The sequence below is a fragment of the Brevibacillus sp. IT-7CA2 genome (genome assembly GCF_949767855.1).
Lineage (GTDB): Bacteria > Bacillota > Bacilli > Brevibacillales > Brevibacillaceae > Brevibacillus.
This window is the reverse complement of sequence record NZ_CATKQT010000033.1, coordinates 251,917-271,177: the sequence shown is the minus strand read 5'-3', so window position 1 is coordinate 271,177 and position 19,261 is coordinate 251,917. Positions and strand designations below refer to the sequence as shown.

Annotated in this window: 15 protein-coding genes; 5 read left to right on the top strand and 10 right to left on the bottom strand. The window is 42.3% G+C overall.

The window, feature by feature from the left end; all coding sequences use genetic code 11:
- Window positions 1-120: 120 nt before the first annotated feature.
- Together ACM6JA_RS17925 and ACM6JA_RS17920 are read right to left on the bottom strand one after the other, a co-directional pair.
- A complete protein-coding gene (locus ACM6JA_RS17925; RefSeq protein ID WP_414853416.1) occupies window positions 121-1,014 on the bottom strand; it encodes a nucleotidyl transferase AbiEii/AbiGii toxin family protein in 894 nt (297 codons plus the stop codon).
- Window positions 1,015-1,034: 20 nt separating this feature from the next.
- Window positions 1,035-1,619: a hypothetical protein gene (locus ACM6JA_RS17920; RefSeq protein WP_414853415.1), complete on the bottom strand. Its 585-nt coding sequence runs from the start codon at window positions 1,617-1,619 to the stop codon at window positions 1,035-1,037.
- Between the two features lie 884 nt (window positions 1,620-2,503).
- Between ACM6JA_RS17920 and ACM6JA_RS17915 the strand changes: the two genes are divergently transcribed.
- Entirely contained in the window at window positions 2,504-3,559 is a 1,056-nt protein-coding gene (locus ACM6JA_RS17915; RefSeq protein ID WP_414853414.1) for a hypothetical protein, read from the top strand.
- A 202-nt stretch (window positions 3,560-3,761) separates the two neighbouring features.
- Window positions 3,762-4,112: a hypothetical protein gene (locus tag ACM6JA_RS17910; RefSeq protein ID WP_414853413.1), complete on the top strand. Its 351-nt coding sequence runs from the start codon at window positions 3,762-3,764 to the stop codon at window positions 4,110-4,112.
- 359 nt (window positions 4,113-4,471) lie between these two features.
- Here the strand turns inward: ACM6JA_RS17910 and ACM6JA_RS17905 are convergent, their stop codons facing one another.
- The 3 genes from ACM6JA_RS17905 to ACM6JA_RS17895 all read right to left on the bottom strand — a co-directional run bounded on the left by ACM6JA_RS17905 (window position 4,472) and on the right by ACM6JA_RS17895 (window position 9,792).
- On the bottom strand, window positions 4,472-7,192 hold the full coding sequence (locus ACM6JA_RS17905; protein ID WP_414853412.1) for an S-layer homology domain-containing protein: 2,721 nt from the start codon (window positions 7,190-7,192) through the stop codon (window positions 4,472-4,474).
- A 199-nt stretch (window positions 7,193-7,391) separates the two neighbouring features.
- The gene (locus tag ACM6JA_RS17900) at window positions 7,392-9,200 is read right to left on the bottom strand and encodes a response regulator (RefSeq protein ID WP_414853411.1); all 1,809 of its coding nucleotides are present in this window, start codon (window positions 9,198-9,200) and stop codon (window positions 7,392-7,394) included.
- A 4-nt stretch (window positions 9,201-9,204) separates the two neighbouring features.
- Window positions 9,205-9,792, bottom strand: coding sequence for a sensor domain-containing protein (locus tag ACM6JA_RS17895; RefSeq protein ID WP_414853410.1), 588 nt, complete (start codon window positions 9,790-9,792; stop codon window positions 9,205-9,207).
- A gap of 271 nt (window positions 9,793-10,063) precedes the next feature.
- Here ACM6JA_RS17895 and ACM6JA_RS17890 point away from each other — a divergent pair, with 271 nt between their 5' ends.
- The 3 genes from ACM6JA_RS17890 to ACM6JA_RS17880 all read left to right on the top strand — a co-directional run bounded on the left by ACM6JA_RS17890 (window position 10,064) and on the right by ACM6JA_RS17880 (window position 14,494).
- Window positions 10,064-12,052 carry a serine hydrolase gene (locus tag ACM6JA_RS17890; protein WP_414853409.1) on the top strand — a complete coding sequence of 663 codons (1,989 nt, stop codon included), beginning with the start codon at window positions 10,064-10,066 and terminating at the stop codon, window positions 12,050-12,052.
- 74 nt (window positions 12,053-12,126) lie between these two features.
- Window positions 12,127-12,279 (top strand): hypothetical protein, encoded by a 153-nt coding sequence (locus tag ACM6JA_RS17885; RefSeq protein ID WP_179212438.1) that lies wholly within the window; start codon window positions 12,127-12,129, stop codon window positions 12,277-12,279.
- Between the two features lie 208 nt (window positions 12,280-12,487).
- Window positions 12,488-14,494 carry a serine hydrolase domain-containing protein gene (locus ACM6JA_RS17880; RefSeq protein ID WP_414853408.1) on the top strand — a complete coding sequence of 669 codons (2,007 nt, stop codon included), beginning with the start codon at window positions 12,488-12,490 and terminating at the stop codon, window positions 14,492-14,494.
- Window positions 14,495-15,104: 610 nt separating this feature from the next.
- Here ACM6JA_RS17880 and ACM6JA_RS17875 read toward each other — a convergent pair.
- From ACM6JA_RS17875 to ACM6JA_RS17855, 5 genes are all read right to left on the bottom strand, one after another.
- Window positions 15,105-15,614 carry a hypothetical protein gene (locus tag ACM6JA_RS17875; RefSeq protein WP_414853407.1) on the bottom strand — a complete coding sequence of 170 codons (510 nt, stop codon included), beginning with the start codon at window positions 15,612-15,614 and terminating at the stop codon, window positions 15,105-15,107.
- Between the two features lie 238 nt (window positions 15,615-15,852).
- Complete coding sequence (locus ACM6JA_RS17870) at window positions 15,853-16,440, bottom strand: hypothetical protein (RefSeq protein ID WP_414853406.1); 588 nt, start codon at window positions 16,438-16,440, stop codon at window positions 15,853-15,855.
- A 24-nt stretch (window positions 16,441-16,464) separates the two neighbouring features.
- Window positions 16,465-16,926 (bottom strand): hypothetical protein, encoded by a 462-nt coding sequence (locus ACM6JA_RS17865; RefSeq protein WP_414853405.1) that lies wholly within the window; start codon window positions 16,924-16,926, stop codon window positions 16,465-16,467.
- A 136-nt stretch (window positions 16,927-17,062) separates the two neighbouring features.
- Window positions 17,063-18,166: an IS110 family transposase gene (locus tag ACM6JA_RS17860; RefSeq protein WP_414853404.1), complete on the bottom strand. Its 1,104-nt coding sequence runs from the start codon at window positions 18,164-18,166 to the stop codon at window positions 17,063-17,065.
- A gap of 4 nt (window positions 18,167-18,170) precedes the next feature.
- Window positions 18,171-18,884, bottom strand: coding sequence for a replication initiation factor family protein (locus tag ACM6JA_RS17855; protein ID WP_414853403.1), 714 nt, complete (start codon window positions 18,882-18,884; stop codon window positions 18,171-18,173).
- Window positions 18,885-19,261: the final 377 nt, after the last annotated feature.

The following is a 19,261-nucleotide window of genomic DNA, read 5'->3' as shown; positions in this document are numbered from 1 at the left end:
ACCTAAAGAAATTGGGTTAATGTAGGGTATTATTCATCAATGATGATGGTGAATGATTTAAAAAAAGCTCATTCCGTCTACCACGACAGACGGAACAAGCCTACTTCACTTACTATCCTATTACAATTTTTTCGGTGTTGGGCTCGGCAAACTTTCAAACGCCTCCCCATTAATCCCGGCAAAATCCATCTTTTTACGCAAATCACTGACAAACTGCGTAAAATAGAGGCCACGATCCATACTGCCCGCATATTTTCTCAAGTCGTAATCGTAGGATAATGAATCGTATATGTGATGCAAATCATCAACAAGCACCTTTTTCATATCCGCCTTTTTAATAGATGGATCGATACTGCATTCGTTCACGAGCGCCTGTAATGTTTCCTTGAGCGCCTCGTTGTCATAGGACGGGTGAGCGAGTAAAAATTTCAAATCGTACAAGTCTTTAAACCTCGGCCTGACAATCGTTTGATGCAGCTTCCAAGCAACCTGGATGGACAGGGGCACAGTGTACGGAACCAAAAAGCTTTCCCCGAAGGCAGGTTGGTACTCTAGCGGAACCGGGTCTGCATCCATTTCCAAGTTAAACGAAATATCCAGATTAAGCTCATTATAGTCATCCGCTTCCCTTGTTTGACCTTTGAAATAATAGGCAATATCCGTATTGATCGTCGGAAAATCATCTGCCATAGCGTAGTCGATATATCTCCAAAATGCATTCTTTCGAAAACTTCTAAACACGACGCCGTCGTTTAGATCCATTTCGGTTACTTGAATCATCCATTGTGTAAATACTTCATGTGCATGTTCGACGTCCCTGATTTTCCCCGCATACAATAAGTCGATATCATCCGCGTCCCGAATCTCTCGGTTGTCCAAATATTGTCTGGTTAAAAGGCTGCCTTTTAATACAAAGGGCATATTCACTAGAGCAATTCTTCTCAATAGTGCTTCCAAAACAACGAGCTCTCTCGCCTCATATTCCAACTCTACTACATCATCATACGTAATCATCATAATCCTCCGTCCAAAAATTAGGAAATCCAGCCGCTGTCCAGTTCTTCGCGGCTGTCATAAATACATAGTTCATATTGTTCTTTGATTAGCTCGATCTGATTTGCTTGCAAAATGGTATGTATCATTTCTACTCGATCGTAAAACTGTTTCGGGCTCCCATATTCTCGGACGGTGATAAATCTCACTTTTCCATTCGCATTCAAAGAGTTTCTCGAAATATGTCCACCATGACCTTCACATAAATTTCGTAGGGCGGCGACATCATCGACCGCTACTTTGCCATGCCATTCGAAGTAAGGCTTCGAATTTTTTAGGATGGGCTGGTGAAAATACGTTTCTTCCTTTGGAGAAATCTCTACTTTTTTTCGGACGATGGTAAAACCGTTGTTTTGAAACGTAGCTGCAATCTTTTCCATCTCTTTATTGGCTTCATGAAAACCTGATCGTTTAATTACTCCTGTTATCATCGGTTGATTGATGTAATTTCCCTGATCCAAGACGATCATGACCGGTTTCACTTGTTGCGATTGGCAGAGATCGATAAAAGCTTCCTTTTCATCAAGTTGTAGATCGTTGAAGGTAACATGAAACTCAAATTCCATTACTTCACTCCCTGACTTTCCTTGTATTGCGCAATCAATTTATTTCCTTTTCTTCCTATTTGTATCGACATATCTTTTCTATCTCTTAACCATTTCGTTTAAAAAATAAAAAAGTAGAGGTACGCTGAGAGTCTTCTCTCAACATATCTCTACTTCGAATAAGTCCTAGTTGCTAACCATTTAGCTTGGTGGTTGCTGAAAAGTCCAGAGAGTGTACTTTTATGGACCAATGCCCCAAGATTTCATCGAGTCTTAGAGCCTAAGTGCTGACCTTTGAGCCTAAAGAGCTTTGACACGTAAGATTTGAAAGCTGAGCTCTCATCTTTGAGCTTTCATCCTCATATTCGCCAAATAATTTTAGGATGGCCTAGTTAACCCACTAGGCAAGGGACTCTCGTGTATCAGCTATTCAAATGACTAGCAAATCACACAACTGTTAATCCACAAGATTGATTTTGGTAATCGTATTGGCTCTCTTGGCAACACCGCTCTAGCAATGATACGCGGACGTTAGACGGACTATTTTTCGGATTAAGTGATGAAGTTAGCCAATTCGATTAGGTGATTGCTTTGCAGACACTGCTCGACTTCATAGAATATACAGTCAAGAAAGCCAAAAAAAATCACAAATTTAATCAAAGTACAACTACAACAATGGATGTCAGGATTGCCTAATTATATCAAGGCCTACCTGTCTATTTCGTGCTGCGAAAGTTGAGTTATAAATCACTTTTTCGTAGAATTCACCTGTAAAATCTCTTTAGCGTAGGTTTTATGACATTTGGCCTAAAAAAACTATTTTATATTAAAACCTTATCATGTTATTATTAACATATAAATACATATTTTGGATAAAAAGGAGGCAAGCATACATTTTTAAATGTATGCAAATAATTATGAAACGTACAAGTATCATTAGTTCTTTTCTAGTTATGGTATTACTTTTCTTAACCCCAGCTTATTCGCTCGCTTCTGGAATCGACAATTCTAATGTTGATACGGATCAGGTAATTACTAAAGACACCGTTAGGGAGTTCATTGATACCTTAACAGAATCAGATTACGAGCAAGATCCGTATTTAGAAAGGACTGTTAGTGAATTAGAGGAATTACTATCTAAAGACGATGAATACTCTCTCCAAGAAGTAAATGAGATACTTGATAAGTATACCAACCAATCAAAAAGCGAAATGGATTTAGATGATCTTGAAACACTTCAAAATGAATTAGCGAGAATAGATGAATCAGCACAAGAATTTTATTCGGAAAACTATGATTTCTATGAACAAAATGGTTACTTCCCTGAGGAAGATGAATCTATGTCATTCACAGTAAGAAGTACTAACTCTATGGCCCTTGCTCTTTTAAAGCAATATGGGGTTAGATGGACTGAAAGCCAGTTAGTTGCAAGATTAGCAACATTAGGAGCTATTGCTGCTATTGATGGTCCAGTGCCAGTAGGGGACTTTATTGCGTTAATTGGCGGTGCTGTTATTCTTAGTCCACACTTCGACAATTATGTTGACAATTTAAATGGGATTAAAGATTTTCTTGAAAGTGTTTCGTTGAGAGATGCCATTTCTAGAGTTACTGGCGGAGTTGAAATGACTAGTGAGATGGAACATGAAATCAGAAGAAATAGAGTTAAACATTTTACAGCTAGATTAGCTTTTAATGGTTATGGTGGAGTTCAAGTACAAAATCCCATTTCATTAAGTGCTGCGCAATTACGCGCTCGTAATGGGAAAGACACATTTAGTGTTAGAAAAAGTCGTGCAGAACGAGTAGTTGATCAAGATGGGTATTCGTTTTATGATGAAGGTGCGCATCTCGGTCTAGGACAACTTGCCAATCTCCCCCATTACCATTTGACAGAAGAGGGAAATTTAAATAATAAATTAAGTGGTCATCACTTTTTTCCATACGACCCATTTGATTAGGATGTCTACTTACTCTCCCGAGTGAATATTCTCATTTCGTAAAAACTGAACAAACCTCTCCGCTCACATAATTGTGAGGGTTGAGGTTTGTTTTTACTCTATTACTATCAATTTTTTCTGATACAATAACTTCATCCTATAAGAAAGTTTGGTGTGGGTAGTAATGAAGAATGAAAGTCAACCTTACACTGATTTTAGAGAAATGTACCGAGATATCGATTTGGCAGCAGAAGCTTACTACAACGAGTTTTTCCATGCCTACAAGACGGATGGGCGATTCCCTGAAGTATATACGCTCGAGCAAACGAAAAGAGCTTCGAGTGCCATCCAACTTCTTCAACTCTTGGAATGGGAATGGAACCCTGTTCGTTTACTGGCATTACTATCGACAGTAGGTGCTGCCCTAGGAATCGGACGCCCTATACCTGTTTATGATTTTTGTTCAATGATTGAAGGTGCGGCGATAATAGGTACCCCATATTTAGACTACTATACGAAAAAGAAAGACATTCTTATCGCTACGTTGGAGATGTTTGCAAATGAGGAACCATAGAAGTTAAAAAAGTACGTTATACCGTTAAACCCCGCACCGACTCTGATAGAGCTTGTGGCGGGGTTTGGCAATTGCAGAGTGCCTAATTTGCACTCTGGTAAATTTATAATAACAATCATGAAAGCAAACTTTTCCTCTATATCTAGATTAAAGTGCGAAAATTCATTAGGAGCCGGTAAATTGATTTTCTTTACAAGACCTTCAATAGCACTTCGAGTAACATATTTGGGATTTATATCCTCCATGACTTTTTTCTCCTTTATATATCTATATTGTCCATTTTCATAGTTGATTAAAAAAAGACTCATTCCCCCTCATCATTCATGGTGGAATAAGCCTTCCGCGATTTATTAACAGTATCAAAGCTGCAAATATAGTCGATATAGCATTCGGGCAGCTTCCCCGCGAGTGACAGCCTCGCCAGCTCTAATCTGTTTATCGGCAGGAACATCGATCAAGCGCTGCTTCACAGCCAAAGCCATCGTTGGTCTCGCCCAATCGGAAATCGTGTGTTGGTCTGTGAATTGACTCAAGTAGTCCCCCGTATTCGAAGGGTAATGATAATTTTTCTTTTCATGTAATGATCTTGCACCAATCGCAGCCATTTCTTCCCGGGATATGGTATGATCCGGCCTAAACGTGCCATCTGGATAACCTTTGACGATATCCTTCTTTTCGGATGACGCGATAAATGGAACATGCCATTGCGGTGGATTCACGTCTGAAAAGCTCTCCGTCGCCGTTTCGTCCAAAGCGTAAAAAGCTCTTACCAGCATCGCCGTGAACTCTGCACGGGTAAGCGGTGAATCGGGCTCAAAGTTGCCATCTTCTTTCCCGGTTACGATTCCTTTCGATCCCAGAAACTGTACGGCTTGCTGTAACTCAGGATCCCGATTGTCAACATCAGGGAACGTTTTGGTATTACCGTCCACGAAATAAGTACCGGAACGGTTTATTTCTGCTTCCATGCCGTTATTGTACGGATTGAACTTTCCTCCGATAGGCTGCGTTACTTTCCCATTCGTATAGAACACGCTATGATGTGTCGCGTCCGCCTGATTTGCAGGCAGAATGAGCCCGATGTTGCTAGATACGTTTGAAAGCTCCTGCCCTTGTTCATCTAAAAATTGTACGTGATATCCGCCGTTATTGTTTTCGACCAAGCGAATAACGATAACCGGGAGCGAATAGAACAGGCGATTTACGGTCGCAAGGTTAAACGTCAGTTTCGCATCCCCCGCATGGACGGTAAGATAGTCGACATCCTTACGATTCGTGAAGCTATTCTTATAAAGTTTGACTGTAAAACCTTTTTGTTCAGGCAAAGACAAAACTTCCCCATTTACGACCAACTCTCTAGCAAGGGCAATGTTGTTTTCCGATAGCGTCTGCTCCACCGCTGTCTTAGCCTTTCGCGCATTGTCAGCTACGCGGTCAATCAACTCGGGCGTGATGACGAGTTGGCCGTCAACAAGCTCTGGCTTTTCGCTGCTTGCGGCTGTAATAACTAGCTCTCCTGCTTGAGTCAGTCCCTCCGCAATAAACGGACGCTGTCTGTCAGCGACAGGTACCGACTGGACGGCAGTGTAATACGTCTCGGACAGTCTATTACTATCGACGACGTACAACAAAAAGTAAGCGGTCACGTCCGGGGAACCAGCTCTGCTTGCAGTTGCCCGCACAATGGTCTGCCCGGGTTTGTTGGCTTTTACGACCTGTGTACCATTCACATTCGATAAGGTTCCTATGCTCGGATCGTCAATGGTGTACGTCATTTTTGTCCCGGGAAGCAGATTATTTACCGCAATGAATTGTTTGTTCCCAGGTTGCAGCATCGTGACATACGGATAGAGACTCATTTCCGGCGTAGTTCGTATCACTGGCTGGGCTGTTGTTCCAAGGTGATTGCCTGTTGGTTTGTCTGCTGTTCTAGGACGTTCGGCTGCTGGTTTGTCTGCTTTCTCTGAACGATTACGAGCTACCGTTTCATCCATGAAAACAACTAGCTTCGGCAAGGCAATCGAATCTGCCCAAGCCCACAAAGTCTGATCCTTTTTTAATACATAGTAATACCTATCTTGTGGGGAATAGTCATTTTGGTATATAGAAGCGATGTCCGTAAGCTCTGGGAAAACTTTATCGTTGTTGTCCACTGACCAAAGCTGATCGTCTTCTCGGAAGGCATACGTTTTATCGATATTCCGATCTCTCATGGAGTCAAATTGCACGATCGTTCGCGCATCTTTTGCTGCATGTAAATACAAAGGATATTTTTTCGTGTCAGCAGTTGGCCAAGACAAGACATTGCCATCTTTCATATAGGCATAGCTGGTCGAAATGCCCGGCTCTATCTTGACGATATTAGCAAATCCGTTCATCTGCTCTGGACTTGTGTTTTTCGAGCGGTTATTCGGCAGATACGAATTTGCCTTCCATCTCCAAATCGTACCGTCCTTTTTCACAGCGAATACGATGCCGGCAGCCATTTTAATGGATATGACATCATCTAGCAGCTTTGTTCGGACTGGAACGAGTGAGGCCCCCTTCGTGGTACCTATTTCACTTCCCAAACTCCATACGGAACCGTCTGATTTTAGTACGAACAAGACCTTGTAGGCACTGTTATAATGCGCAACTAGTGACGTTACATTTTTCAAATCTTTGATTTGCTTCGGAGCACTAGCCGTACTCGTTTCAAGAGTGGTGCCGGGGGCGGCGTCCCAATACCACACCGTTCCGTCATTTTTTAGGGCCGCGTAGTTAACAATATAGTTACCCCGGGCCGACTTCCTTTTGACTGTCATCTCCTTCACATTCTGCAAGCCCGGAATTTGCATCTTTTTGGCTTTATAGAATGGATCTGAAGAACTAAGAGGATGTCCATAGATGTACCAAGTCCATGCGGTTCCATCTTTTTTCGACAGTAGCACATTATCGTTAAGGATGTGGTAATCCTCCCCGATACGTGTATAATGCTGTTCGTAATCGACTCTTGTGTCATTCCCATTGGCTTGAACCGTATTAGTTTGGGCCGTCAGGATTAACACAAGGCTTAACAATGCTGCCATCAATCGTTTCATTGTTGTCCTCCACTAAAAATCTCCTCGATAATCTCTTTGCTCTGTCTCCTAATTCCCATAATTTGTACCAAACTTCATATTAACAGAACAAGAAATATTTACAATAAACCAGCTATTTTTAGCAGAATGCATTGTGCCCTCCAGCTTTCAGGACAGGAAAAGCAAAAAACCAGGGCCTACTCTCCCTGGCTATCATACGTTACAGAAGTCCTTCCATTTTCCCTTTTTGTACCGCGTCATCCCGATTCCGCACCCCAAGCTTGTCATACAGAGCAGACGCATAATTACGCACGGTCCCGTCAGACAAATACAGCTTGGAAGCTATTGTTTTATAGCGCATACCTTGGGAAAGCATCTGCAAAATCTCCTGCTCCCGCTTCGTTAAACCATAAGCATTCTCGTCTTTTTCGCTTAGTTTCGGTGCAACGAGCAAATCTTCCTGTTCGTTTACTGGCTGTGCCTCCAGCATTTTATGAAACAAGTCCTGTGCAATCATCGTACCACCGCGATGGACGAGGCGAATCGTTTCCGCAAGCTCGCGTGATTCAATCGATTTCAAGAGATAGCCGTCTGCACCACTGCGCATGATTTCCTTGGCTTTTTCAGTATCCTGAAACGTAGACAGGACGAGAACACGAATACCGGGCCATTTTTCCTTTATTCGTTTTGTCGCAGTGATCCCGTCCATATTCGGCATTTCCAAGTCCATCAGCACCAGGTCTGGTTCCAGCTCCTCGCACAGCTCCACAGCCTGCGCCCCATCCTCGGCTAACCCGACTACCCGCAGGTCCCGCTGTCCCTCGAGTATGGAGCGCAAGCTTTCCCGAATAAACGAGTGATCATCTACGATAAACAAACGAATGATTTCGTCGGCGTTCTCGACCATCCTCGGCACCAAACAAGTAACGAGCGTTCCTTCTCCTCGCTCTGAGTATACGGATACTCTTCCTTGCAAATGAGCGGCTCTCTCTTTCATCGTCGTGATCCCGAAGCCATCCTCCCAATTTTCCACCCCGTGACCGTTATCCTGTACTTCCAACCTTGTCTGTTGCTGCTCAAAATGCAAGGAAACGACGATGTCCGTAGCGTGCCCGTGGCGTACGGCATTCGTCAATGACTCCTGCAAGCAGCGAAACAAAGTCATTTTCACCTGCTTACCAACAGGATACTCTTCTCCGATCGCACGAAACCGCACATTCACCTTTGCATGTGTCTGAAACTCCTCCGCAAGCTGCTTCAGCGAATGAACCAAGGGAAGCGTTTCTTGCGGTGACCCCATCTGATGCAAGTACCCTCTCACTTCCTTCATGCCGTTTCGCGCAAGCTTTAAGAGGGAGTCGAGCTTTTGCGTCCCTTCCTGCGACACCACATCCTGACGCAAGGTTTCCAGCCCCATGATGATCGAGACATAGGAATGCCCCATCGTATCATGCAGGTCCTTGGAGAGTCGGTCCCGCTCCTCCAGCAGCGTCACTCTCTCGATTTGGGTGAGGTACTGCTCCAGCACACTGTTTTGCTTGCGAATAATTTCATTTTGCCGATGATTGACGATAAGCAAATGAAAGGCAAACCCCACCACATAAGCAAGCCCTACTTGCGGGAATATCTGGAGCAATTCAATTTTCCGCGAAAAAAACATAATCAGTAGTGGGATGAAAACAATAGTAATAGGAGCCGACCAGCGATACGATTTCTCCGCACTATTGGCGGCAATCAAAAAAGCTGGCATCAAAAAAGTAAGGTACGCCTCCGGAAACATAGACGTGAGATAAATCGATAATCCGCCAAACATGAGCATTTCTGCAATCAGGTAGTAACGATAGTTCAGCAGTAAACAAATCCACGGGACGGAAAAAACCATAACTTCCCATAAAATAACAATCCATAAGGGTAGAGTAAGAGAATCTACATATTGTGCGGTCGTAACGGTGAGAAAAAAGCAAATAAGCAAACGTAAAAAAAGCATCACCCAGTCATACCAGGCCCATTGTTTTACGATATCTAACAAACCATCATCTCCTAATTGCTTTGAACATCAAGCGGGTGTACCCACCAATTAATTGTACCAGTCCGTTCCCAATCTTGGAGCACCCGATCATGAGTATGAATCCCAAACCCATAATTTGCAATGCCATCAGATCTGAATCCACCAGGAACCCGAAAAAAGTTAACTCCAAATAAGGATAGAGCAACGGTACCAACGCAAAACATACGGGTCCAATGTAGATGAGCACTCCGACCACCAGGCAGACACAGCCTATGAAAAATTTTTGCATCAGCCAATAAACCGATATCCAGTTTCTCACATCCATTAATTCCACCTTTGCCTGCATCCATTGATTTCCCTCTGCTCTTTGTCTCGTTTCCAAAGGTTCTATTGAAATATCCGTATAAATCTTAGTCTGAATACGTTCATGCTGGACAAAGATTTGGGTTGTACGCAACACATGGGTGAGCAACGGAATTCCCACTACGGTAAATGACAAGGCCAAGCCAAGCATGATACTGACCAAGTAAAAACATAAATAAAATACTCCCGAGACAAATGTAAACAGCAAAAAGATAACATTTTGAACGTTACGCATAATCGCTCTTTTCATATAAGCTAATTCTCTCCTATCTATACCTTTTCCGACAAGATGATGACGGTCTGCCCTTACCGTAATCCACTACGTGTCACATGAGCCAGTATCAAAATGTCATATGACAGGCTAAGTCATGTCATTTCATCAAAATCATTTTGTCAGTCGGAAAAGTGATGACAATAAGTAACTACCGAGTATGACACGAGCTTTGCCATACTGTGCTCAAGCGCTAACTCCAGGAGTCGATGCGCCAAAACGTGTTACCAAAACAAAAGGAGAATCGCACATGAAAAAAGTGATACAAAAAATGAGTCTCGTCGTTTTTCTTCTCTCCACAACCTTGATTTCCGCATGCACGCAGTCGCTCAGTGCTGTGGAATCCACTCAGACTGCTTCCATTGCTGCCCAAGGACCGGTGGATGCCAAAGAAATAGAAGCGTTTGCCGATCCACTGTTTGCAGAAAAAATGAAAGAATATAATGTGGCTGGTTCCAGCTTTGTTGTCGTCCGTGATGGCAAAGTCATCGTGAACAAAGGCTACGGCTTTGCTGACAAGGAAAAGAAAATCCCTGTTGATAAAGACACGGTGTTCCAAATTGCCTCAGTATCGAAAACCTTTACCGCCTTGGCAGCCATGCAGCAAGTCGATGCGGGTAAAATTGACCTGCATGGCAATATAGAGGAATATCTCGGTGGGCTAAAAATTCCTAATAACACAGGAAAACCGGTCACCATGTACGACTTGCTCACCTACGCACCCGGCTTCGCATTTCCTGACGAAACTACCTTTACCGGTCCACAATACATCGGGCAGGACATCTCTATGGATGAATTCCTTTCAAAGCACACGCCGGTCATCATCCGACCACCTGGCGAAGCCTATACGTATGATAATACAGGATTCTTACTCGCTGGCTACGCCGTGGAAAAAGCAAGTGGAATCCCCTTTGCCCAGTATATGGATGAAAAAGTGTTCAAGCCTCTCGGAATGAACTCGACCAGTGTACGTTTGAAGCCTGAGCTCATGAAGAGAATGGCTGCCAATTACGATCTTAATGGCGAGCCACGTCCGCTAGAAGGACACGCTCCAACTGATGGTCCGCAGGGAAGCATTATATCAACAGCAGAAGACATGGCAAAGTACATGATCATGCAGCTGCAAAACGGAAAATTTGACGGCAAGGAAATCGTCAGCCAGAAAAGCATGGAATTGATGCATACGCACCAGATTTTCGCGGATGACATCCCGATCACAACCGTAGGCTTTGAAAACTATTTTCCAGAGTATACAAATGGTCAGCACGTTGTTTTGAAGGGCGGAAACATGCCAGGCCATTCTTCCCTGATGGTATTGATCCCGGAACATAAAACCGGCTTTTTCATGTCCTACAACAATGATACAATGGTTAGCGCTGATATTTACAAAGAATTCATGGATCATTATTTCCCAGAAACAGAAAAAAAAGCTGAGCCTGTTTACTTGCCCTTGAGTGAAGCGGATGCGCAAAAATATTTCGGGCTGTATCAAAATACGCGTGCCTATTGGACACGCACTTCTATTACCTATGAGAATGGATCACTCGTGCTTGAGGGTAAGGAAAACGGAAAACAAAAGCTGCGAATGATTCGCCCATTGCTATTTGTAGATGAGGCAGGCGAAAAAGTCGCGTTCAAGGAAGACAAAAACGGTAACATCAAATACTTCTATCATACAACGCCAAAAGGCATTAGCCTTGTTGCCGATTCGCAAAAAATGGAAATGGAAAAGACCTACTCAGACGTCCCTAACACTAGCAGCTATAAGACCCATATCAACAACCTCAGCGCCTTTTCCATTATGGGAGCGAAATCAGGAAGTAAATTTGATCCTACAGGGACCATGACACAAGGCGAATTTGCTGACGCCCTGATCAAAGCAGAAGGCCATTACGTAATGGCCGGGAGTGAAGACGGGCTTAGACAGCAATTGGCCGCGGGCATCCCTAATTTGAACCCATCGGCACCAATCACAAGACAAGTCGCTGCTGCCATGATCCAAAATTTAAAGCAGCTTGAACCTGTTTCAACCAGCAAAGTGACGCTGCAAGACACAGCCGACGCATGGGCAAAAGATGCGATCACTGCTCTTGTTTCACAAGGCATCGTCGATCCTGACACGAAGGTAAACGCAGATGGCTCTTTCACATTCCGCGCAAAAGATTTACTGAAGCGTCAAGAAGCCAGTGCCTTGCTTGACTTAGCATTTGGTTACTATTCATTGCCGATTAAACGATAAGCATCCTTTTCCTCTTTTTGGGATAAAGTAGGGACTTGTTGTATACCCTACTCCTTTGAGGGAGGTGACTGGTCGTGGAAAATAGCGATAAACACAGGGGACAAGCTGAGCAAAAAGATTCAAGTGACTTGAATGAGAAGGAAATCGAGCTTCAGCATCAATTTCAATTGTTCCCTACCCCTGATGAAAAACGCGCTTCAAAAGTGATTACCGAGCTGAAAGATTAATAACTATTCTCCCCCACTTTAAGGCTGTCGAGAAACTCGGCAGTCTTTTTCATATGCTCTTAGAACCTGCGTATGAGCCAGTGCCAAAATGTCATATGACAGAAAGTTACTTCCGAGTATGACACGAGCTTTGCCATACTGTGCTAAAGGCTCACTCTCGGAGTCGGTGCGCCAAAACGTATTAGCAAAACCCAAAGGAGAATCCCACATGAAAAAGGCTTTTCAAAAAATGAGTCTCACTATTTTTCTTCTCTCCACGACCTTGATTGCCGCATGCACGCAGCCGCTCAGCGCTATGGAATCAAATCAGACTGCTTCCATTGCTGCCAATAACATAAAAGGACCGCTGGATGCCAAAGAAGTAGAAGCGTTTGCCGATCAACTGTTTGCAGAGAAAATGAAAAAATTTAATGTGAATGGTTCCAACTTTGTTGTCGTCCGTGATGGCAAGGTCCTCGTGAACAAAGGATACGGCTTTGCTAACAAGGAAAAGAAAATCCCTGTTGATAAAGACACGGTGTTCCAAATTGCCTCTGTAACGAAAACCTTTACCGCCACGGCCGTCTTGCAGCAAGTCGATGCGGGCAAAATAGACCTGCATCGTAATGTAGAGGAATATCTCGGCGGGCTAAAGATTTCCAATAAGACAGGAAAACCGCTAACTCTGTTCGACATGCTTACCTACACAAGCGGCTTCGATTTGCCTGACATCACTACCTTTACCGGTCCACAATACATCAAGCAGAACATCTCGATGGATAAATTCCTTTCTGAGAATAATCTGCCGACCGTTGTCCGACCACCTGGCGAGGTCTATACGTATGATAATACGGGATTCTTACTTGCTGGCTACGCCGTGGAAAAAGCAAGTGGAATGTCCTTTGACGAGTATATGGATAAAAAAGTGTTCAAGCCTCTCGGAATGACCTCGAGTAGCGTACTCTTAAAGCCTGAGCTCTTGAAGAGAATGGCTGCCCATTACGGTCCTAATGGCAAACCACAGCCGATAGAAGGATTAAACCCAACTGTTGCTCCGGACGGAAGCATTCTATCAACGGGAGAAGACATGGCCAAGTACTTGATCATGCAGCTACAAAACGGAAAATTTAACGGCAAGGAAATCGTCAGCCAGAAAAGCATGGACTTGATGCATTCTTACCAGTTTTTCGCGGAAAAAGACATCCCGCTCACGACAGTAGGAGGCTTTGAAAACCTTTATAGAGAGCAGGCAAATGGTCAGCACGTTGTTTTCAAGGGTGGAAACATGCCTGGCCACGGTTCCCTAATCGTATTGATCCCTGAACAAAAAACCGCCTTTTATATGTCTTACAATAATGATTCGGAGATGAGGTCTGATATTTTTAAAGAATTCATGGATCATTATTTCCCCGAAAAAGAAAAAGCAGAGCCTGTTTACTTGCCCTTGAGTGAAGGGGATGCACAAAAATATATCGGGCTGTACCAAAATACGCGTGGCTTTTGGATCCGCACTTCTATTGCTTACGAGAACGGCTCACTCCTGTTAGAAGATGCAACAAGTGGAAAACAAAAGCTGCGAATGATTCACCCTCTGCTGTTTGTAGATGAGGAAGGCAATAAAATCGCATTCAAGGAAGAGAAAAACGGTACCATCCAATACTTCTATTATTCCACGCTAAATAACGTCTCACATGCCGTTGCCTATTCACAAAAAATGGATGGGAAGCAGACTTATTCAGACGTCTCTGACTCCAGTAGCTATAAGACCTATATCAGCAATGTCAGCGCTCTTTCCATTATGGGAGCAAAAACAGGAAGTAAATTTGATCCTACAGGGACCATGACACAAGGCGAATTTATTGACGCTCTGTTCAAAGCACGTGGCTGGTATGGATTAGCCGGGGGTGAAGACAAGAATAGACAGCAATTGACCGCAAGCATCCCTGATTTCAACCTTTCGGCACCTATCTCAAGACAAGCCGCTGTTGTCATGATCCAAACTTTGAAACAGCTTGAACCGGTGGCAACCAGCAAAGTGAAGCTGCAAGACACAGCCGATGCATGGGCAAAAGATGCGATCACTACTCTTTCTTCGCAAGGCATCGTCGATCCTGATACGAAGATAAGCGCAGATGGCTCTTTCACATTCCGCGCAAAAGATTCATTGAAGCGTCAAGAAGCAAGTGCCTTGATTGATTTAGCGTTTGGCTACCATTCTTTGCCGATTAAGTGGTAAGCAGCTTTTTCCTCATACAGTAGGTACCCTTCTCAATTGAGGTAGACAACTCCTCGTGGAAAATAGCGATAAGCACAAGGGACAAGCTGAGCAATGAGAAGGAAATCGAGTTTCAGCATCAATATCAAATGTTAGTGATTACCGAGTTGAAAGATTAATAGCTGCGAAGAAAAGAAGAATTAGGAAATTCCCTCCCCCATTTTAAGGCTGCCGAGTTTCTCGGCAGTCTTTCTTCGTCTAGAAAAAAGAATCTGCTTATAGGAGATGGATTCTCGCCAGTACCTTTATCTCTCCTAGCTCACGTGATATTGAAAGTTGCTTCTTACATCATCCAAGATTGCCTCTTACTCTATTTGTGCTTGTGCAATTCATCCTCGTTTTCCTGTACCTACTTTGCCATTTTTCAATTCCTCCTTTAATTTTGGGCATGTTTCAAAGGCTCATTCCGTCTCATCGTTCGAGTTGGAATAAGCCTTTGAAAGTTTATCAAGCGTAATTGTCAAGTTTTTAAGTGTTGGGTTTGTTGATTGTATTGTGCGATCTTGTTGTTGGGGTTGTAAATGGGTTTACCAAAAAATGTGACAGGCCCCGAAATTCTTGACAGACCCGGTTAGAAGCTCACTTGTTTCCAGTCAGTCTCATATTTTTTTTCGTATGTTATAAAACCTTCAGCCGAAAACCTTTTTTCAAGCATCCTTCTAGCGTCGTATTTACTACAATCCTTTTCTACATAAATTTCATCATGTAAAAATAAGATAAATATAGAACTAGATGCATCGTTATTCGCCAAATATAAACCAAATAATTCGTTGTATTGAGTGCTAAAACACAAAGCTAAATACTCTATTTTGAGTTTGAAATTCTCCTTACATTCAAATAATTCCTCATAACTAGCAAATAAATTAAAATCATCCAAATCATTAAGTCTATTCATTGAGATAATTGGATTCATACCTCTTATATACAAGCCTATGACATCACCATCATCTTTCTCAAGGAAAAGTACATGGTCTAATCTCTCATCATCATCCTCATCATGTAAAAAAATAATATTTGAGATTTCTTTTTGCACAAAAAAATGATCAAACTTTTTTATAAAAGATAAAATGTAATTATTCATATACGTCCCCTCAACAGACTCATTTAGCTTAGGTATTTTTCCACTTTCACTTCATTACGAAAAAGGCTTACTCCTCCTCGTTCAAGTTGGAATAAGCCTTTGAAAGTTTATCAAGTGTTTGAATCATTTATTGTTTGGTTTGTTGGTTGTATTGTACGATCTTGTTGTTGGGATTGTAAATGGGTTTACACAAAATGATTAACAGACTCTCCAAACTACGTAATACATACAAAAATTATTAGCAGGTGAACCACTTTAGGTTTTCTATTATATCTACTTCTATTTGTGAAGTTGTTATTACAGAGAAATCATCTGAATCATTGTGTAATCCATGGGATAATATAAATTTCATATCATTCTCCATTACTATCTCAAGACCAACTTCATTTGGTAATTCTTCAAAAAGCGCATTGTAGGGATCTCGCTTTATAATATTAATTTCTTTTATATCCTGTCCTACTATTTGAATCCAATAGGGACTACTATATATATTATCCTCAGCATTAATAGGATATAAATCAGTGTCATTTTCAACAGAATCGTTTTTAATATAACCAGTATCATCTTTTTCAACCCATATAATAACCGAACTTCTTGAAGGGTCACTGGCTGCTCCTACTACTAATCCCAATTCAAAGTATAGCAGGAGTGGTCCAGCAGTTAGAGAGAACACTTCATTTTGTGCAATCTCACATTGTTCCATTGCTTCTTCGCTTTCCCACCAGCTGTATCTTACCAGCTTGTTAAGCTTTTTATTCTTCATAATCTGTAACAATTTAATCCTATCAGATGGAATTGAGGATCCATCTCGCAACTCGTTATCCATAAACACTCTCCCAAAATCAATATTTTATTTTAGATTCTTCTTAGCAGATTCTATAAGCAAATCGATCATTCTTAAGTTATTTGTTGATGGTTTAAATTTTTTACCTACCTCTACTTTTAGTGGATCAGCAACAACTACTCTTCCATTTTTTCCAATTAGGAACTGCAAATCTTCAATCTTGATCTTCTTCTCAACCATTATTTTTCCTATAGATGTCAAATCATCTATACTCCGTTGATTTAATAATGGAGATTCTCCAACTATTCGCACCTTACCATCATGTAATTTTACAATATCTTTGGAACCTTGTGCGAATCTATCAAACATATGAGCATCTTTTTCATCAACAAAAATTGATTGTCCATTTACTGTCGGTAATCCTAGCTCATCAAGCTTGTTTAACATATCCAATTCGTCTGTAATCAACTTTGTTTTCTTCCCATCTTTAAGAACTCCTACGGCTTTATCTTCACCATAAGCATACACATTCTTATTACCCCCACTACCTAATAGTTCTCCTAAATCACCGCTTGATAAATTTGGTTTACCCGTCCCCTATGTTGTAATCTTAAACTGGGGAATAAAGAAGGTGGCAATCGTTTTACCAATCACCACCAATCTATCATCCTGCTTGGCGTTCTGTTAGAGGTGTTGCCGCCCTGTATTCCGTTTTGTTCTTCATCATACTGTAGATAATGTTTACAAGTCTTCTCATCACGCATATAAGAGCTTGTTTCTTTGTCTTGCCTTCTGCTAGCTTCCTTTGGTAAAACTCGTGCATGAGGGGATTACGCTGTTTCTTGTTGCTTCCTTTGGCTACTTGGATTTGTTGAACGGCTAGGTTGTGAAAGATACTGTTCAATACTCGATTGCCTTGTCCGCTTGCTTGATCTTTGCCCTTGCCGCCCGAACTAAAGCGAACAGGAGCAATACCTGCAAAACGTGCTAACTTGTCAGCATTGCAAAAGCGTTGAATATCGCCGATTTCCGCCACCAGTTGAGAAGCGGTCACCACATCAATTCCATCCATTGTCTCTAGCTTGTAATTCAGTTGAGACATAACAAGTCGAAGTTGAATTTCTGTTTCCTTGATCAGTTCTCTGCTTCTTGTCATGTCCTGTACCATATTCGTAACCAGAAAGTCTCTGGATGCTTGATAGTTCCGCTTTGTCTCCCCGTCTTTCTTCACCAGTTCCAGTATTTCCTCAGCCTTACGGGTAGAACAGGTGTTATGACTAGCTTTACGGAGATAAGCGGCTAGATCATCTGTCCCCACCGATTCCAAGTGGTGGGAAGCAGGGTACTTCTCCCAAAAGGCAAGTGCAGTTTTTCCGTCAATGTCGCAAAAGAACTTTTTATAAGACGGAAAGTGATAGCTTAGTTGTTGGTGCAGTTGATTTTTCAATGAACTGGCATATTTGACTACTGCGTTACGTCTTGCCACCAGTTGACCGATTGTCCAGTAAATGTCCTGCGGATTTGCGTCTGGCAGTTCATCGAGCCTTGCAAGCAACACCTTGGCGATACAATACGCATCCCAACTGTCGCTCTTTTGAGAGGTAGCGTAACTTTTACGCTCATGGTAGGAAAGGGCAGAATTGACTTCCTTGACGATTTGCTTATTCTCGACAAGATGAACGGCTAATGCTCTACCGTTGACGCCCGTGTCTTCTAATCCATAGACAGGAATCATTCCTTTTTTGCCATGCTTCTTGACCAACTTCATCAAGTCATCGAAATGGCTTGTTGCTGAGTTCATCAGGAGTCATTAAACCATGTTGTAGAGCCATTAACATTGCTCTTTTCTGGGCCCGAACGGACTGTAAGTCTGTAATGACACTACAAGCGTAGTAGTTATTGAACTTGGGCGGATACTGGATGATGCTTTCAATCGGTATTTTCTCGTCAGGCTTGTACATCAGTTCCACTCTCGTACGCTCCCCTACTTCTTCCATACCCTTACATAGCCGCTCGGCTTTTTTGTCATAATTACGACAGAAAGCATGACCCTTGCTTTCTTCCTTCCTGCCGAAATAGCGAGTTCCTTCATAGATGTTCATGTTCCGCCCCGTATTGGAAGCAAGAAATACATTGCTCATAGGGTATGGAAAATCATAAGCCAACTCGCATCGATTAAAATAAACTTCCTGAGAATGTCCATACAAAGCGTCAAGCAATGTACGAAACTTAATCAGGTAATCAGGATGAGTTTCGATTTGAAGCGTGTACTTCCATGCTTTCTTCTGCCACCAAGGTTGATACCGCAAGTACAGGTAAGCATCGTTCATTCCTAAATTCCAATGGTAAACATACCCTTTGTGCCGAATAAATGGCTTGATATCAAACCAATCTCGAAATGACAGTGCGAGTCGGTTGTAGAAATCCATAGTTACCCCATGATATTGGACGGAAATTTTATCAATGGAAAGCTGTACGTTATTCATGCGTTCCCCCACAAGCAAAACTTTTTACGGATTTGCCGCTTGTATTATAGAGATGAGGGAGTGGGTGGCTAGCCTTGCCATATGACCTACTCTTTATGTAAATTGGTCGTCACCAGAGAGTTTTCTTTTGCTATAACTACCGTTACACCACTTAGATATGTTGCAGACAGAATTAATTTTTTTAATCCATGACTATCTTTACTATAGTGGTCGTGCTATCCATCCTAGAAGATGCGATTCCCCCCTTCGCCATCCCTATCGGGGCAGTGTATTCTACAGTTGCGAATGAAATTTAAAAAACCTGAGGGAAAACGAAGATAACAAAAAACAGGTCAATCATGGTAGTATCTGACCATAATCGACCTGTTCAACGTGAC

What these genes read in the sequence shown, in the direction of transcription:
- ACM6JA_RS17925 (WP_414853416.1), bottom strand. Translation starts at nt 1,014, where the DNA reads ATGATTACGTATGATGATGTAGTAGAGTTGGAATATGAGGCGAGAGAG.
- ACM6JA_RS17920 (WP_414853415.1), bottom strand. Translation starts at nt 1,619, where the DNA reads ATGGAATTTGAGTTTCATGTTACCTTCAACGATCTACAACTTGATGAA.
- ACM6JA_RS17915 (WP_414853414.1), top strand. Translation starts at nt 2,504, where the DNA reads ATGCAAATAATTATGAAACGTACAAGTATCATTAGTTCTTTTCTAGTT.
- ACM6JA_RS17910 (WP_414853413.1), top strand. Translation starts at nt 3,762, where the DNA reads ATGTACCGAGATATCGATTTGGCAGCAGAAGCTTACTACAACGAGTTT.
- ACM6JA_RS17905 (WP_414853412.1), bottom strand. Translation starts at nt 7,192, where the DNA reads ATGAAACGATTGATGGCAGCATTGTTAAGCCTTGTGTTAATCCTGACG.
- ACM6JA_RS17895 (WP_414853410.1), bottom strand. Translation starts at nt 9,792, where the DNA reads ATGAAAAGAGCGATTATGCGTAACGTTCAAAATGTTATCTTTTTGCTG.
- ACM6JA_RS17890 (WP_414853409.1), top strand. Translation starts at nt 10,064, where the DNA reads ATGAAAAAAGTGATACAAAAAATGAGTCTCGTCGTTTTTCTTCTCTCC.
- ACM6JA_RS17880 (WP_414853408.1), top strand. Translation starts at nt 12,488, where the DNA reads ATGAAAAAGGCTTTTCAAAAAATGAGTCTCACTATTTTTCTTCTCTCC.
- ACM6JA_RS17875 (WP_414853407.1), bottom strand. Translation starts at nt 15,614, where the DNA reads ATGAATAATTACATTTTATCTTTTATAAAAAAGTTTGATCATTTTTTT.
- ACM6JA_RS17870 (WP_414853406.1), bottom strand. Translation starts at nt 16,440, where the DNA reads ATGGATAACGAGTTGCGAGATGGATCCTCAATTCCATCTGATAGGATT.
- ACM6JA_RS17860 (WP_414853404.1), bottom strand. Translation starts at nt 18,166, where the DNA reads ATGAAGTTGGTCAAGAAGCATGGCAAAAAAGGAATGATTCCTGTCTAT.
- ACM6JA_RS17855 (WP_414853403.1), bottom strand. Translation starts at nt 18,884, where the DNA reads ATGAATAACGTACAGCTTTCCATTGATAAAATTTCCGTCCAATATCAT.